Here is a 15,443-nt window from a genome sequence, read left to right as displayed (position 1 = left end):
AGACGGTGATGATCACAACCCTCGAGAACACGACGACCCCTGACATCTCCAGTGCGATCGTCCGGGCACGCCGGGCCGCCGGATCTCCGGCGATGGGCATGGTGTTGACCCTGGTCATCTGCCTCAACGTGGACGAGGACGTCGACGAGGCGATCGAGGCCGCCACCCAGGCGGCCAAGGAGCACCCCTGTCGGATCCTGGTCGCGGTCTCGCTCGGTGGCCGCCGGACCGAGCTCGACGCCGAGGTCCGGATCGGTGGCGGCACCCCCGGCGAACTGGTGCTGCTCCACATGAAGGGCCAGATGGGCAGGCATGCCGCGTCGGTGGTCCGGCCGCTGCTGCTGCCCGACTCCCCCGTCGTGGTCTGGTGGCCCGGCACCGCACCGGCCGACCTGGCCGGCCACGAACTGGGCCAGATGGCCGACCGTCGGGTCACCGACTCGATGGGGGCCGCCCGGCCGTTGCGGGCACTGCGGCTTCGCTCGGAGAACTACCAGCCGGGCGACACCGACCTGGCGTGGACCCGGATCACGCTGTGGCGTTCCCTGCTCGCCGCGGCCCTCGACCAGTACTCGGCGAAGGTCCAGACGGCCACGGTGGCGGCGGAACGCAACAGTGCCTCGGCCAACCTGCTGGCGGCCTGGCTGTCGTCGCGGCTGCGGGTGCCGGTGACACGCGAGGTGACCGACGGACCGGGCATCACCTCGGCCCGGATGACCACCGCGGCCGGGGACATCTCGATCACCCGCGGTGACGGCAAGCTCGCCTCCTACACCGTTCCCGGTCAGCCGAACCGGTTGGTCGCCCTGAAGCGACGCCCGGTGGCGGAGTTGCTGGCCGAGGAACTGCGCCGGATGGACCCCGACGACATCTTCCACCAGACCGTGACGGCCCTGCTGAACCAGCCACGCAACACCGGGATCACCGACGCCGTCACGACGCAGGCACCCGGGCGACGGGCCACGGCCAAGAAGGCGACGGCCAAGAAGACGACGACCAAGCAGGCGCCTGCCACGAAGACGGCCGCCAAGAAGGCGACGGCCAAGAAGACGGCGGCCAAGAAGACGGCGAACTGATGCCGGGTTCACTGGACGTCCTGGCCACGGCCGAGGAGGTCGCCGACGCGCTCGCCGGTCGGATCATCGCCCACCTCGCGATCCGACTCACCGGTCAGTCGGAGGTGCATGTCGCACTCACCGGCGGCACCATCGCCACCGCGGCGTACGAACGGCTCGCCGCCTACGACACCTCGGCTATCGACTGGTCGCGGGTCCACCTGTGGTGGGGCGACGAGCGGTTCGTCCCGCTCGGTGACCCCGACCGCAACGACGAGCAGGCGCGGGTCGCCCTGGGGCCCCTCTGGGAGCATGCCGTACGCCATCAGGCGCCGGCCCCGTCGCCGGGCGCCGATCCTGCCGGGCCGGAGCTCGACGCGGCCGCGACGGCGTACGCGCAGCAGCTCGGCGACCGCCACCTCGACCTCTGCCTGTTGGGGGCCGGGCCGGACGGGCACGTCGCCTCACTGTTCCCGCGGCACCCGTCGTTGACCGCTCCGGGTCAGGTGATCGCGGTCCGTGACTCCCCCAAGCCACCACCCGAGCGAGTGAGCTTCTCGCTGCCGGTGATCAACCGGTCACGTCAGGTGTGGCTGACCGTCGTCGGTGCCGAGAAGGCACCGGTGGTGGCCGCGGCCCACGGCCGGCCGGTGGACCCGGCACTCGGGGACGGCCCCCTGCCGTGCACCCTGGTGACCGGCACCGAGCGTACCGAGTGGCTGGTCGACCGGGCGGCCGCCCAGGCTCTCACCGACTGATCCTGCCCTCACCGACTGATCCCGGCCTCACCGACTGATCCCGCAGCGGACCGGCGCCCGCGGGTCGGCTCAGACCGCCCGCATCCGCTGCTGGACGCGGGCGAGGAACGCCTCGACCGCCGCGGTGCTGACCTCGGCCGCCTCACCGCCGCGCTTCAGCACTCCGTACACGAACCCGTGATCGGTGTCGGGCACCACGACCGTCTCGCAGTCATGACCGGCGGCAGCCAGCCGGTCGGACAGCCAGGCGACGTGCTCGTGCGGGAAGTAGGTCTCCCGCTCCGCCAGCAGGAACAACCACGTCATCGGCGGGGCCACCACGGGCTGGTCCAACAGCTCGATCTCGTCGGCCGTCATCGCCATCTCGGTCAACCGCTGCTGGGCCTGCAACAGCGACTCGGGACGCATCGACCCGGGGCCGTTCGCCGAGTGCACCCCGACGATCGGCGGCAGGTCGGCCGGATCGACGCCGGCGGGCAACCACGGCTCGACACCGGTCAGTGCCAACGCCGTGACCAGGTGGGCGCCGGCCGACGAGCCGACCAGGCAGACCCCGGCCAGGTCGTCGAACTCCGTGGCGAAGACCCGCAGACCGGACACCACGTCGGTCAACTTGTCCCGGTAGCTCGACCCGGGTTCGATGCGGTAGCCGGCACTGGCGCTGGGCAGCCCCAGTCCGGCAGCGTGACCGGCCCACGCGTGGTAGCTGTCCCGGGTGCCGGCGTACCAGCCGCCACCGTGGACGTGGAACACCCCGAGCCGGCCACCGGAACCAGCCGCCCCGTCCTGCCCCTCCCCCGCGCCGGCGGTGGGAGGGAACAGGTCGATCTGCTGGGTGGGCAGCTCGGCTCCGGGCAGGTCGCGACTGATCAACTGTTGGCCTTCGCCTCGGCGAGTTCCTCGTTGATCTTCTTGCCCACCGTCTCCTGGTAGTTCTTCAGCTCGGTGTCGAACTCACTCATCTGGTTGCGACCGATGATGACACCGAGCAACGTGTCGGCCATCTTGCGGCGGGCCGAGGACCCGTCGGTGACCGAGGTCTCGGAGTACAGCCCGGTGGAGGCGTCGGCGACGCCGCCGGGCATCACCTCGGTCAGGTAGGCGTGCATGTCCTTGACGACCTCCTGCTGCCCCGGGACGTACAGCACCGACAGGTACGGGTCGCCGACGTAGCGCAGCGAACGGATCTGCTCCTGCTTGGTCGGCTCCCCCTCCGGGACCGGGTCGGTGCCCTCGAGGGCGTAGTGGGTGCCCTCGATCCCGTAGTTGATGTCGACGAACTCCTTGGTCCCGAACGGTGAGGCCAAGTAGTCGGCGACGCGCAGCAGTTCGCGTACCTTGTCGTCGGAGTCCTGCTTGGAGACCCCGACCCAGGACGAGTAGCCCGCCTCGCTGAGGTGGATGCCGGCCGGTCCGCCACCGTCCCACTTCGGCAGCACGACCGCACCCATGTCCCAGTCGGGGTGCTCGGGTGCGTAGCTGGCCCACCCGGTGAAGGCCTGCGCGTACAAGGAGGTCACGCCGGCACTCCACCAGTCGTAGTTGGCCGCCTCCTGCGCCGACTGCGGGTGGAGCAGCCCGGCACTCCAGATCTTCGCCGACTCCTCGAGGGCCAGCTTGAACTCCGGCGTCTCCCACTCGTGGACGAAGGCTCCGTTCTCCTCCTTGTACCCGTTCGGAGCACCGGTCATGTTGGAGATCATCGGCAGCAGCCACTGCGCTGGATCCGCTCCCATCGCCCACACCTTCTTGTCGGCATCGGTGAGCTCGGTCATCAGCGCAACGAACTCCTCACCGTTGGCGACCGTCGGGTTCCGCCCGACCCCGGCCTTCTCGGCGAGATCGTTGCGGATCGACAGCACCCGGCCGGCCGGCGGCCGGGGCTGCGGGATGCCCCAGATCCGACCGTTCAGCTGTGGCACCTTCCAACTGGGCGTGGGGAAGGCGGCCAGGCCCGGGTAGTCGGCGATCGCGTCGCCGGCGAGGAAGTCGGTCAGGTCGGTGAAGACCGTGTCCAGCATCTTCGGGAACTGGGCGACGGTCTGCATCATCACCATGTCGGGGACGGACCCGCTCGCGATGGTCACCGCATACTTGTCGGAGTAGTTCGACCAGCTGCCCCAGGTGAACTCGAACTCGTTGCCGATGGCGTCGGTCATCATCTTGTACCACTGGTTCTTGCCCAGGTCGACCGGCGGCGGGGAGCCCACGAGCAGCATCGACACCGGGTCACCGGTGGTGAGCGGGGTGATCCCGGTGGACACGGGCTCGGCCGGGTACTGCAGGTAGGCGGCGGGGATGCCGTTCTCACCGGCCGGGATGTCCGGGGTGACACCCTCGAACGGGATGTGGGTGGGCAGATTGCCCGAGCCGGCCTCCCCGCTGCCGCCGGTGCCACCACCACCGCCCCCGTCCGGGTTGCACCCGGCCAGGGCCGTGGCCCCCGCTGCCAGGGCCAGGCCACTTCCGATCAGTCCTCGTCGACTCAGCATGCTTGTCCTCTTCGTCACGAACTGCGACGCGGTGCCGCAGTCAGGATGGTTGCTCCTGCGGTGCCGTCAGCACGGTCCACAGCCCCTGCTGTGGCCGCTCGCCATGGATGACGGTGCCCGATCCCGTACGGGAAGAGGTTGCCCAACCTTGTCCGGGACACCATCGTCATGGGAAAAGCATCACGCTTTCCACGGCAGGGCCACACCGTAACACCATTGGTGCAACCGTGTACATAGCGCAACGGTGGGAAAGTCGGAGGTGGGCCGATCGGCCCGCCCAACGACTTCCCCACCGTGGACGAAGGGTCCCGGCCAGCCTGTCGAGCGGTGGCCCGGCAGGCTGGCCGAGTGGTGCTCAGCCCTTGACTGCGCCCGTCAGCATGCCCTTGACGAAGTGGCGCTGCAGGAACGGGTAGACGATCACGATCGGGACCAGGGAGACCACCAGGATCGCCATCTGCAGGCTGGGCTGCGGTGGCGGGATCTCGCCGGCGAGGTCGATCTCGTTCACGCCGAGCTGTGCGTTGTTGACCAGGTACTGCCGCAGGATCAGCTGGATCGGCCACTTCGCGGCGTCGTTGATGTACAGCAGTGCCGAGAAGAAGGTGTTCCAGAAGGCGACGGCGTAGAACAGGCCGATGGCGGCCATGATTGGCTTCGACAGCGGCAAGATGATGTTCCAGAAGATCCGGAACTCACTGGCCCCGTCGACGATCGCCGCCTCGGTCAGCTCCTGTGGCAGGTTCATGAAGAACTGCCGCATCACGATGCAGTTGAACGCGCTCACCGACACCGGCAGCACCAGCGACCAGAGTGAGTCGAGCAGGCCGAACTGCTTGATGGTCAGGTAGTTCGGGATCAGGCCGGCCGAGAACAGCATGGTCAACAGCACGCCCATCAAGATGGCGCGGTTGAACAGCATCGTGCGGCGCGACAGCGCGTAGGCGAGCATCGACGTGAAGGCCAGCGCGAGCGCCGTACCGCCGACGGTGATGGTCACCGAGACACCGAGGGCTCGGGTGACCTGGCCACCACCGAGGATGGCGCGGTACGACTCGAGGCTCGGGTTCTGCGGCCACAGCACCAGACCGCCGCCACGACCGATCTGCTCGGCGTCGGCGAGGCTGGTCGAGACCACCATGATGAACGGACCGATGACCAACATGCAGCAGATGCCGAGGAAGATCATCTTCAGCGCCTCCATCGCCGGGTGGGGCCGGAACCCCACGTACAGCGACTTCTTCGGCGGCTTCTTGTTGTCGTCGCGGATGCGCTCCTGGTCGGCCGAGTCCGCAACGGCGGCCGATTGGCTGTCCTGGACCTGGATGGGGTCGGTCACTTCTCGGCTCCTTGGTAGATGCCGGCTTCACCGAACATGTGGGCAAGTTTGTTGGCTCCGAGGATCAACAGCACCGCCAGTACGCCCTTGACCAGACCCACGGCAGCCGATGTGCCCCACTCACCTCCGACGATGCCGTTGTTGTAGACGTAGGTGTCGAGCACTTCCGACACTTCCAACCCGACCGCCGGTTGCTGCAGGATGATCTGCTCGAAGCCGACCGACAGGATGTCGCCGATCCGCAGGATGAGGATCAGGATCACGATGGGCCGGATGCCGGGCAGCGTGACGTGCCACAGCTGACGGGCGCGGCTCGCGCCGTCGACCGCTGCGGCCTCGTACAACTCCTGGTCGATGCCGGCGAGTGCGGCCAGGAACAGGATCGTGCCCCAGCCGGTGTTCTTCCACATGTCCTGCAGGATCAGCAGCGGCTTGAAGAAGTCGGGGTTGCCGATGATGTGCGGTTCGGGCCCACCGATGGCGGACATGAACTGTTCCAGTGGCCCGTTGAACCCGAGCACGTGCTGGAACAGCGCCACCACGACCACCCACGACAGGAAGTGCGGGAGGTAGAGGATCGACTGCACGACGCGCTTGAAGCCCTCCGACATCAGGCTGTTCATCAGCAGCGCCAGCGCGATCGGCGCCGGGAACGTGAACACCAGCTGCAGGAACGTGATGATGAGGGTGTTGCGCAGGGCGTTGACGAAGTCCGGATCACCTTCGGTGATGATCTCGAAGTTCTCCCAGCCGACCCAGTCGGACTCGAGGATGCCGATGAACGGCTGGTAGTCCTTCCACGCGATCACGTTGCCGAGCAGCGGCAGGTACTGGAAGCAGAGGAACACCAGCACGCCGGGGAGCGCGAACAGCAGCAGGGCCCAGTCGCGACGGAACCGCTGACCGAATGACTTCTTGTTGGGCGGGGGACTCTCCGTGGAGAGCTCCTCCACAGATTCCTGCCCCTGGACCAAGGAATTTGCCTTGGCCTCAATCGTCTCTGTCATCACGCCCTTTCTCCCGGCACAGCACAGGGTCGGGGGCTGCCGCCCCTTCGCGGAGTCAGCCTCACACCTGAGAGGTCAGCGGTCAAGTGCTGAGCGCAAACGATTGCAACTTGCGACCCGGATCCCCGGTGACGGGTCGTCGCCGAGCCCGGCAGCACGGATCAACCCTTCGATGGATGGGTGCCGTCCGGAACCGGCCCTAGCGTTTGGCAGGTGACCACTTCCTCGCGCAGCCTCAGACTACTCCGAACCCTCCTGATCGTTGCCCTGATGGCGATCTGGCTCGGTGTGGCGGCCGTCGGCGGCCGCGCCATCGGCCAGGTGTCCACGGTGACGACGAACAATGCGGACGTGCTGTTGCCGGCCGATGCGGAGTCGGTGACGGCCCGTGAGGAGCTGGCTGCCTTCGACGACACCGACACACTTCCGGCGCTGATCGTCATCCAGCATCCGGACGTCGTCGAGCAGGCACTCGGTCCGAACCAGCCTCCCGGCCCGCCCGGGACGGTCTACGCCGAGGGGCTGCTGAAGGGCGTGACGGTGGAGGGCCGACCGCTGTCCGAATTCCGCACCGAGGACCCTGCGATCGCGGTGGCGGCCACGGACGGGTCCGGGATCGTCATCGTGCTGTCGCTGTCGCGGACGGCCCTGGAGGCCAAGACCGCCGACGGCGGATCGTACGTGGGCCCCACGATCGAGGCGCTGCGAGAGCAGGCCGCCTCGTACACCGACCCGGGCGCGGAGACCCACGTCACTGGGCCGGCCGGGTTCATCGCCGACATCGGGATCGCCTTCAGCGGGCTCGACGGCCTGCTGCTGCTGGTCGCGCTGGCCACGGTGCTGGTCATCCTGCTGATCGTCTACCGCTCCATCGTGATGCCGGTGCTGGTGCTGCTGTCGGCGGTCTCCGGTCTGTCCCTGGCCGGATTCGTGGTCTACCACCTCGCCGACAGCGGCACGATCATCATCAACGGGCAGGCCCAGGGCATCCTGTTCATCCTCGTGGTCGGGGCCGCCACCGACTACGCCCTGTTGCTGGTGGCGAGGTACCGCGAGGAACTGACTCGTCATGCTTCGCCGTGGCAGGCGATGACCCGGGCCTGGCGCAGCTGTCTGGGCACCATCGCCGCCTCGGCCGGGACCGTGGCCCTGGGCCTGCTCTGCCTGTTGGCCGCCAACCTGAACTCGAGCCGCTACCTGGGCCCGGTCGGAGCCATCGCGATCGGGTCGGCCGTGCTGGCGTCACTGACCTTCCTGCCGGCCCTGTTGTTGCTCGGCCGGTGGGTGTTCTGGCCGCGGATCCCTCGTCCGGCCACCGGGGCGGACGAACCGTCCGGTACCGGGGGTGCCGACGCTGCGCCGGCGGCCGCCGTACGCCGTGGCTTCTGGCAGCGCCTCGCCGACCTGATCGGTCGTCATCCGCGCCGCGTCTGGATCGGTGCCGCGGTACTGCTGGTGGCCGGGGCCGCCAACCTCGGCCAGCTCCAGGCCACCGGCACGACGCAGTCCGAGATCTTCCTCAACCCCACCGACGCGGCCGTCGGCGAGCAGATCCTGGAGCAGTCGTACGACATCGGGCAGGCCACCCCGATCCGGATCATCGCCCCCGCCGAGGTTGCCGACGAGGTCGCCGAACGCGCCACCGCCGTGACCGGGATCGAGGGCGTCCGGGTCGGTGAGACGGTGATCGACGGACGGGTCGTGGTGGATGCGATCCCGACCGACCCCGAGGACGCGACCGACGAGGTCGAGCAGATCCGCGCCGCGGTCCACCCGCTGGCCCCCGGCGAGGTGCTGGTCGGCGGCCAGGAGGCGGAGCGGCTCGACACGCGGCTGACCGCCGAGCGCGACCTGATCGTCGTGATCCCGCTGGTGCTGTTGGTGATCATGGTGCTGCTCACGTTGCTGCTGCGTTCGATCGTCGCTGCCTTGATGCTCACCGTCGCCAACGTGTTGTCCTTCGCAGCGACGATGGGGGTCTCCGCCCTGGTCTTCAACCACCTGTTCGACTTCCCCGGGGCCGACCCGACGGTGCCGCTGCTCGGCTTCGTGTTCCTGGTCGCGCTCGGCGTCGACTACTCGATCTTCCTGATGGCGCGAGCCCGGGAGGAGGTCGTCGCCCTCGACCAGGAAGCGCGCAGGAACGCGGCGGACGGGACGACCGGCGAGGGTCAGCCGGCGGAACCGGTGTCGAAGCGCGGGGTGCAGCGGGCCCTGGTCACGACCGGCGGGGTGATCACCAGTGCCGGCATCGTGTTGGCGGCGACGTTCGCGGCCCTCGGGGTGATCCCCCTGCTGTTCCTGGTGCAGTTGGCCTTCATCGTCGCCTTCGGCGTCCTGCTCGACACCTTCGTGGTGCGGAGCCTGCTCGTCCCAGGGCTGGCGATCGACCTCGGTCGTCGGACCTGGTGGCCGCGGCGGATCACGTCCTGATCATCCGCCCGGCGAGCCGTCACGAGGCCCGCAGCACGCCGGATCCAGCCAGGTGGCCGTAAGAATGGGCGCCACAGCGACACAGCTGGACGCATGTGTCGCGTGTGTCGCTGTGGCGCCCATTCTTACGAGCCGGCCCCTCGACAAGCTCGGGGGACGTGGCCGAGAACGAATCAGTAGAAGACGTCGCCGCGCTTGCGACGGGCCCGCAGCTCGGTGACCGCTTCGTTGAGGATGGCGGCGGCCTCCGACTCGGAGCGCCGCTCCTTCACGTACGCCAGGTGTGTCTTGTACGGCAGGATCTTCGGCGGCGGGGGCGGGTTCTCCTGGTCGGTGCTGGCCGGGAGCCCGCACCGTGGGCAGTCCCACTCCTCCGGGATGGCGGCATCCACCGCGAAGGCCGGCCTGGTCTCGTGTCCGTTGGAGCAGAAGAAGCTCACCACCAGGCGGGGGGCGGCCTCACCACGTTCGGCCTCGCCCATCGGCCCGGCACCAACTCTGCTGCCGCGGATCGCGTTGCCACCATTGCTCATCTGTTGAGGCTCCCAACTGGTCGACTGTCGTGCTGTGGCGTGATGTCGGGGGTGACCCGGGCGAACACGCGGAGTGACACTGTGACTCACATCTCCAGCATGTACAAGAGGGAGAGCGCGAGGATGGACGCCAACCAGACGACACCGACGATGACGGTCATCTTGTCCAGGTTGCGTTCGGCGACCGATGAACCGCCCATGGACGACGACATGCCACCACCGAACAGGTCGGACATGCCACCACCTCGCCCCTTGTGCAGGAGCACCATCAGCCCCAGCACCACGCTGGTCAGCACCAACAGGATGCTGAACGCGAGGACGGGCACGCTCATCATGACAATCACGGCGGCCAGCCTACCTCAGCGGTCGTGGGATTTCTGAGTCACAGGGCGGGCAGTTCGGCGAACCGCGCGATCGCGGCGAAGTCGTCGACCACCAAGCTGGCCCCACCGACCAGTGCTCCGTCGACGTCGGCCTGGGCCATGATCTGCGCCACGTTGCCCGGCTTCACCGAGCCGCCGTAGAGCACGCGGACCACGTCGGCGGTGCTGCCACCGTCGGCGTCGTGGGTCTCGGCGATCCGGGCACGGATGGCGCCGCACACCTCCTGCGCGTCCTCGGGCGTGGCGACCTCGCCGGTGCCGATGGCCCACACCGGTTCGTACGCGATCACGCACTCGGCGACCTGCTCGGCGGTGAGCCCGGCCAGGGCCCCGTCGAGCTGGGTGAGCGTGTGCTGGATCTGGTTGCCGGCCTGCCGGACCTCGAGGTCCTCACCCACACAGATGATCGGGCTCATTCCGGCGCCGAGCACCCGGCCCACCTTCGCCGACACCAGCGCATCGTCCTCGGCGTGGTACTGGCGTCGCTCGGAATGGCCGACCAGCACGTACCGGCACTCGAGCTTGGCCAGCATCGCCGCCGACACCTCGCCGGTGTAGGCGCCGGACTCGTGGGCCGACACGTCCTGCGCACCCCAGCCCAACGGCAGCCGGTCGCTGGTGATCAACGACTGCACCCCGCGCAGGTCGGTGAACGGCGGGATCACCACGACCTCACAGCTCTGTGGGTCGTACTTCTTGTCCTGCAGCGTCCACGCCAACTTCTGGACGAACCCCACCGCTTCCATGTGGTTGAGGTTCATCTTCCAGTTGCCGGCCATCAGGGGGGTACGGCTGGTGCTCACGTCGCTCCTCGTCTTGGGTACTGCAGGCTCGTCGGGTCGGGTCGGGTCGGGTCGGGTCGGGTCGGGTCAGTCGGCCAGTACGGCCAGGCCCGGGAGTTCCTTGCCCTCAAGGTATTCCAGGCTGGCGCCACCGCCGGTGGAGATGTGGCCGAAGTCGTCGTCGGCGAAGCCCATGTCGCGCACCGCGGCCGCGGAGTCACCGCCACCGACGACCGACAGTCCGGTGACCTCGGTGAGCGCTTGGGCGACCGTGCGGGTACCGGCCGCGAAGGCGGGCATCTCGGCGACCCCCATCGGGCCGTTCCAGAACACGGTGCCGGCATCGCGGATCTCGGCGGCGAAGGCGGCTGCCGAGTCGGGGCCGATGTCGAGGCCCAGCTGGTCGGCCGGCATGGCGTCGGCGGCGACCGTGGTGGGCGGCGCGTCGGCGGCGAACTCGGGGGCGACCACGATGTCGGTCGGCAGGCTGATCTTGGCCGCGATCGCGGGATCGTCGAGCAACGCCTTGATGGTGTCGACCTGATCGTCCTCCACCAGGCTGGTGCCGATCTCGTGGCCCTGCGCCTTCAGGAAGGTGAAGACCATGCCGCCGCCGATCAGCAGCCTGTCGGCCTTGGCGACCAGGTTGTCGATCACCTTGAGCTTGTCGGACACCTTCGCACCGCCGAGCACGACGACGTACGGCCGCTTCGGCTGTTCGGTGAGCTGCTGCAGCACGCCGACCTCGGCCTCGACCAGCAGGCCGGCCGCGTTGGGCAGCCGGGAGGCGAGGTCGTACACCGAAGCCTGCTTGCGGTGCACCACGCCGAACCCGTCGGAAACGAAGACGTCACCCAGCGAGGCGTACTTGTCGGCCAGCGCTCCGCGCTCGGCGTCGTCCTTGGACTCCTCCCCCGGCTCGAAGCGGACGTTCTCCAGCATCGCGACGTCGCCATCGGCCAACGCCCCGACGGTGCTGGCCGCACCCTCCCCCACCGTGTCGTTGGCGAGCGGCACCGGGATGCCGAGCAGTTCGGAGAGTCGCCGAGCCGCCGGGCGCAGTGAGAACTCGGGCTTGATCTGGCCCTTCGGACGCCCGAGGTGGGCCAGCACGATCACCCGCGCGCCGGCCTCGCGCAGGGCGGTGAGTGTCGGCACCGAGGCCCGGATCCGGCCGTCGTCGGTGATCGTCTCGCCGTCGAGCGGTACGTTCAGGTCACAGCGGATCAGTACCCGCTTGCCCTGCAGTTCGCCCAGGTCCTTGATCGACTTCATCCCGACTTCCCTCCGGCTGTGACTGGTGTTGTGTCCCGGGGTGGCTGCCCCAGTCCCTGCCACACAGGTGTGGCCACCGCGTCGTCCGCGATGGCCACCCCCGTGTGTCGTACGGATCAGAGCTGCGCGCCGACCTTGTTGACCAGCGCGACCAACGTGTTGGAGTAGCCCCACTCGTTGTCGTACCAGCCGACGACCTTGACCTGGTTGCCGGTGACCTTGGTCAGGCCGGAGTCGAAGATGCACGACGCCGGGTCGGTGACGATGTCGGAGGAGACGATCTCGTCCTCGGTGTACTTGAGGAAGCCGGCCAGCGGACCGCTCTCCGCCGCCTTGCGGACGATCTCGTTGACCTCCTCGACGGTGGTCTCACGGGCGGCCTCGAAGGTGAGGTCGGTGGCCGAACCGGTGGGCACCGGGACGCGCAGTGCGTACCCGTCGAGCTTGCCCTTGAGCTCCGGCAGCACCAGCGCGACGGCCTTCGCGGCGCCGGTGGTGGTGGGCACGATGTTGAGGGCGGCGGCGCGGGCGCGACGCAGGTCCTTGTGCGGGCCGTCCTGCAGGTTCTGGTCGGCGGTGTAGGCGTGGATGGTGGTCATCAGGCCCTTGACGATGCCCCCTTCACCATTCGCACCCAGCCCGTCGTTGAGCGCCTTCGCCATCGGCGCCAGGCAGTTCGTGGTGCACGACGCGTTCGAGATGACGTGGTGGTTGGCCGGGTCGTACAGGTCGTCGTTGACGCCCATCACGACCGTGATGTCCTCGTTCTTCGCCGGGGCGGAGATGATGACCTTCTTCGCACCCGCGGTGAGGTGGGCCTTGGCGGCCGAGGCCTCGGTGAAGCGGCCGGTCGACTCCACGACGATGTCGACGCCGAGCTCACCCCACGGGATGTTGGCCGGGTCCTTCTCCTCGTAGATCTTGATCGTCTTGCCGTCGACGGTGATGGTCTCGGCGTCGGCGGTCACCTCACCGGGGAAGCGGCCGAGGATCGAGTCGTACTTGAGGAGCTGGGCGATGGTCTCGTTCGGCATGAGGTCGTTGGCCGCAACCACCTCGATGTCCGCGCCGGCTGCCACCAGGGCCCGGTAGAAGTTTCGTCCGATGCGGCCGAAGCCGTTGATGCCAACCTTGAGAGTCATCTTGAGATCAATCCCTTTCGCCTGATGGTCCCGTCATGCCCACAGTACTCACCTTGCGGCGGCCGCGTTACTACCGGCCGAGCAGGTGGTCCGGCACCCGTACCAGACCCCACGGTGGTCACACGCGGTACGTCATCGGGCCGTCACCCGATGATCATCGACTCGTCACCCGAGGCCTGGCGAGGCCCCGATCCGCGGCACCTCAGGCGTCGTCGTCGAGCAGTTCGGCACTCAACCCGGACTCGGTGTCGGGGATGCCGAGTTCGACTGCCCGCTTGTCGGCGGTGGCGAGCAGCCGCCGGATCCGGCCGGCCACCGCATCCTTGGTGAGCGGCGGATCGTGCAGCTGGCCGAGCTCCTCCAAGGAGGCCTGCTTGTGCTCGATGCGAAGCTTGCCGGCCTTCTCGAGGTGCTCGGGCACCTCGTCGCCGAGGATCTCCAGGGCACGTTCGACCCGGGCACCGGCCGCCACCGCGGCGCGGGCCGACCGGCGGAGGTTGGCGTCGTCGAAGTTGGCGAGCCGGTTGGCCGAGGCCCGCACCTCACGCCGCATCCGGCGCTCCTCCCAGGCCAGCACGGTCTCGTGGGCGCCGAGTCTGGTGAGCATCGCCGCGATCGCGTCGCCGTCGCGGATCACCACCCGATCGACGTTGCGCACCTCGCGGGCCTTGGACGAGATCTGCAGCCGGCGGGCCGCGCCGACCAGCGCCAGCGCGGCCTCCGGGCCGGGGCAGGTGACCTCGAGGGCCATCGAGCGGCCGGGTTCGGTGAGCGAGCCGTGCGCCAGGAAGGCGCCACGCCAGGCCGCCTCGGAGTCACACACCCCACCGGACACGATCTGCGGCGGCAAGCCGCGGGCAGGTCGGCCCTTGGAGTCGACCAGGCCGGTCTGCCGGGCCAGCGCGTCGCCGTCCTTCAGCACCCGCAGCACGTACCGGGTGCCGCGCCGCAGTCCGGAACTGGTGACGGTGAGCAGGTCGGAGTCGAAGCCGAACAGGTCGGTGATGTGGGTACGCAGGCGACGGGCCGCTGCCCCGGTGTCGAGCTCGGCCTCGATGATGATCTTGCCGCCGACCAGGTGGAGACCACCCGAGAACCTCAACATGGCGGCAACTTCGGCACGACGACAGCACGGTTTGGTCACCGCAGTGGTCGCCAGTTCCGCCTTCACCTGCGCCGTCATCGCCATTGCTGCATCCTGCCATGAGTCGCGGAATCGTGCCTCACCACAGCCGGGCGGGAACGCGTCACAGCGGTGAGGTGCCGGGTGACTCGGCCAGGATCTCGGCGTACGCCGACGCCAACAACAACGGGTTGTGACGAGCCGTGCCGTCCCGCATGATCAGGTCGTTCACGACCAGTTCGGCACCCAACGAGGCCGCGTACGACTCCAGCGCCTTGTCCCCTGCCGCATAACGGGAGTCGGTGAGCACCCGGTCGAACCGCATCCGTGGTTCGTGCTCGGCCACCAGCTCGATGTGACGGGCCGCGGTGAAGTCGGGCGTCTCGTCCTCGCTGGCGGTGATGTTGAGGGTGAGGATGCGGCGGGCCTTGGTCCGGGTCAGCGCCTCGGCCAACTCGGGCACCATCAGGTGTGGCAGCACCGAGGTGAACCACGACCCGGGGCCGAGGATCACCCAGTCGGCGTCGAGGACGGCGGTGACCGCCTCCGGGCAGGCCCGCGGCCTGTCGGGCAGCAACCGGATCGACTGAATCCAACCGGGAGTGCTGGCCACCGCGACCTGCCCCCTGACGGCCACCAGGTCCTCCGGCCTGGTCAGGTCGTGCCCCACCACCTCGGCCTCGATCTCCAACGGCTGGTCGGCCATCGGCAGCACGCGACCGCGGGAGCCGATCAGGTCGGTGATCATGTCGAGCCCCGCGACCGGGTCCTGCACCAGCTGCCACAGCCCGGCGATCATCAGGTTGCCGATCGGGTGGCCGTCGAGGGCACCCGGGCTCTCGAACCGGTACTGCAGCACCTCGGCCCAGCGGCGGCCGGCGGCGTCGTCGCCGCACAGGGCGGCCAGCGCCATCCGCAGGTCTCCCGGCGGCAGGCACGCCAGCTCCTCACGGAGCCGGCCGGACGAGCCGCCGTCGTCGGCCACCGTCACCACCGCGGTCAACCGGTCGGTGACCCGGCGCAGTGCGGTCAGGTTGGCCGCCATGCCGTGGCCGCCGCCCAGCACGACCACCGAGGGCAACGACGAGCCGAACCCGCCGGGGATCTCGTACCGCATCATC

The 15,443-nt window shown here is 68.8% G+C and carries 14 protein-coding genes; 3 read left to right on the top strand and 11 right to left on the bottom strand.

The genetic code is table 11. From position 1 onward, the window contains the following. Positions 1-8: 8 nt before the first annotated feature. On the top strand, positions 9-1,076 hold the full coding sequence (locus ACQBAU_RS06715; protein WP_465254739.1) for a glucose-6-phosphate dehydrogenase assembly protein OpcA: 1,068 nt from the start codon (positions 9-11) through the stop codon (positions 1,074-1,076). Continuing rightward, positions 1,076-1,813: a 6-phosphogluconolactonase gene (gene pgl / locus ACQBAU_RS06710; protein ID WP_465254740.1), complete on the top strand. Its 738-nt coding sequence runs from the start codon at positions 1,076-1,078 to the stop codon at positions 1,811-1,813. The genes ACQBAU_RS06715 and pgl overlap by 1 nt, the downstream gene beginning before the upstream one ends. 69 nt (positions 1,814-1,882) lie before the next feature. On the opposite strand, the gene ACQBAU_RS06705 is transcribed toward pgl, so the two are convergent. The 4 genes from ACQBAU_RS06705 to ACQBAU_RS06690 all read right to left on the bottom strand — a co-directional run bounded on the left by ACQBAU_RS06705 (position 1,883) and on the right by ACQBAU_RS06690 (position 6,651). Continuing rightward, complete coding sequence (locus tag ACQBAU_RS06705; RefSeq protein WP_465254741.1) at positions 1,883-2,686, bottom strand: alpha/beta hydrolase; 804 nt, start codon at positions 2,684-2,686, stop codon at positions 1,883-1,885. Further along, entirely contained in the window at positions 2,683-4,305 is a 1,623-nt protein-coding gene (locus ACQBAU_RS06700) for an extracellular solute-binding protein (RefSeq protein ID WP_465254742.1), read from the bottom strand. Before ACQBAU_RS06700 ends, ACQBAU_RS06705 begins: the two co-directional genes overlap by 4 nt. A gap of 355 nt (positions 4,306-4,660) precedes the next feature. After that, positions 4,661-5,644, bottom strand: coding sequence for a carbohydrate ABC transporter permease (locus tag ACQBAU_RS06695; RefSeq protein WP_434549497.1), 984 nt, complete (start codon positions 5,642-5,644; stop codon positions 4,661-4,663). Further along, the gene (locus tag ACQBAU_RS06690; RefSeq protein ID WP_434549496.1) at positions 5,641-6,651 is read right to left on the bottom strand and encodes an ABC transporter permease; all 1,011 of its coding nucleotides are present in this window, start codon (positions 6,649-6,651) and stop codon (positions 5,641-5,643) included. Before ACQBAU_RS06690 ends, ACQBAU_RS06695 begins: the two co-directional genes overlap by 4 nt. A gap of 213 nt (positions 6,652-6,864) precedes the next feature. Here ACQBAU_RS06690 and ACQBAU_RS06685 point away from each other — a divergent pair, with 213 nt between their 5' ends. Next, the gene (locus ACQBAU_RS06685) at positions 6,865-9,084 is read left to right on the top strand and encodes an MMPL family transporter (RefSeq protein WP_434549495.1); all 2,220 of its coding nucleotides are present in this window, start codon (positions 6,865-6,867) and stop codon (positions 9,082-9,084) included. A gap of 173 nt (positions 9,085-9,257) precedes the next feature. Here the strand turns inward: ACQBAU_RS06685 and ACQBAU_RS06680 are convergent, their stop codons facing one another. The 7 genes from ACQBAU_RS06680 to ACQBAU_RS06650 all read right to left on the bottom strand — a co-directional run bounded on the left by ACQBAU_RS06680 (position 9,258) and on the right by ACQBAU_RS06650 (position 15,439). After that, complete coding sequence (locus ACQBAU_RS06680) at positions 9,258-9,617, bottom strand: RNA polymerase-binding protein RbpA (RefSeq protein WP_434549494.1); 360 nt, start codon at positions 9,615-9,617, stop codon at positions 9,258-9,260. 86 nt (positions 9,618-9,703) lie between these two features. After that, on the bottom strand, positions 9,704-9,949 hold the full coding sequence (gene secG / locus ACQBAU_RS06675) for a preprotein translocase subunit SecG (RefSeq protein ID WP_465259497.1): 246 nt from the start codon (positions 9,947-9,949) through the stop codon (positions 9,704-9,706). 50 nt (positions 9,950-9,999) lie between these two features. Beyond that, entirely contained in the window at positions 10,000-10,779 is a 780-nt protein-coding gene (tpiA, locus tag ACQBAU_RS06670; protein WP_434549542.1) for a triose-phosphate isomerase, read from the bottom strand. A 90-nt stretch (positions 10,780-10,869) separates the two neighbouring features. Then, positions 10,870-12,057 carry a phosphoglycerate kinase gene (locus ACQBAU_RS06665; protein WP_434549493.1) on the bottom strand — a complete coding sequence of 396 codons (1,188 nt, stop codon included), beginning with the start codon at positions 12,055-12,057 and terminating at the stop codon, positions 10,870-10,872. A 116-nt stretch (positions 12,058-12,173) separates the two neighbouring features. Next, on the bottom strand, positions 12,174-13,199 hold the full coding sequence (gap, locus tag ACQBAU_RS06660) for a type I glyceraldehyde-3-phosphate dehydrogenase (RefSeq protein WP_434549492.1): 1,026 nt from the start codon (positions 13,197-13,199) through the stop codon (positions 12,174-12,176). 202 nt (positions 13,200-13,401) lie between these two features. After that, on the bottom strand, positions 13,402-14,388 hold the full coding sequence (gene whiA / locus ACQBAU_RS06655) for a DNA-binding protein WhiA (RefSeq protein ID WP_465254743.1): 987 nt from the start codon (positions 14,386-14,388) through the stop codon (positions 13,402-13,404). 58 nt (positions 14,389-14,446) lie between these two features. Further along, a complete protein-coding gene (locus tag ACQBAU_RS06650; RefSeq protein ID WP_434549541.1) occupies positions 14,447-15,439 on the bottom strand; it encodes a gluconeogenesis factor YvcK family protein in 993 nt (330 codons plus the stop codon). Positions 15,440-15,443 lie beyond the last annotated feature (4 nt).

The organism is Carbonicoccus niuqiaonis (genome assembly GCF_050157065.1).
GTDB lineage: Bacteria > Actinomycetota > Actinomycetes > Propionibacteriales > Propionibacteriaceae > Avipropionibacterium.
Note: the sequence above shows the minus strand (reverse complement) of the source record. Positions and strands in the feature narration are given on the sequence as shown.

Bases quoted from the DNA above. Each gene is read 5' to 3' on its own strand.
- ACQBAU_RS06715 (WP_465254739.1), top strand. From the start codon at position 9: ATGATCACAACCCTCGAGAACACGACGACCCCTGACATCTCCAGTGCG.
- pgl (WP_465254740.1), top strand. From the start codon at position 1,076: ATGCCGGGTTCACTGGACGTCCTGGCCACGGCCGAGGAGGTCGCCGAC.
- ACQBAU_RS06700 (WP_465254742.1), bottom strand. From the start codon at position 4,305: ATGCTGAGTCGACGAGGACTGATCGGAAGTGGCCTGGCCCTGGCAGCG.
- ACQBAU_RS06690 (WP_434549496.1), bottom strand. From the start codon at position 6,651: ATGACAGAGACGATTGAGGCCAAGGCAAATTCCTTGGTCCAGGGGCAG.
- ACQBAU_RS06680 (WP_434549494.1), bottom strand. From the start codon at position 9,617: ATGAGCAATGGTGGCAACGCGATCCGCGGCAGCAGAGTTGGTGCCGGG.
- secG (WP_465259497.1), bottom strand. From the start codon at position 9,949: ATGAGCGTGCCCGTCCTCGCGTTCAGCATCCTGTTGGTGCTGACCAGC.
- tpiA (WP_434549542.1), bottom strand. From the start codon at position 10,779: ATGGCCGGCAACTGGAAGATGAACCTCAACCACATGGAAGCGGTGGGG.
- ACQBAU_RS06665 (WP_434549493.1), bottom strand. From the start codon at position 12,057: ATGAAGTCGATCAAGGACCTGGGCGAACTGCAGGGCAAGCGGGTACTG.
- gap (WP_434549492.1), bottom strand. From the start codon at position 13,199: ATGACTCTCAAGGTTGGCATCAACGGCTTCGGCCGCATCGGACGAAAC.
- whiA (WP_465254743.1), bottom strand. From the start codon at position 14,388: ATGGCGATGACGGCGCAGGTGAAGGCGGAACTGGCGACCACTGCGGTG.
- ACQBAU_RS06650 (WP_434549541.1), bottom strand. From the start codon at position 15,439: ATGCGGTACGAGATCCCCGGCGGGTTCGGCTCGTCGTTGCCCTCGGTG.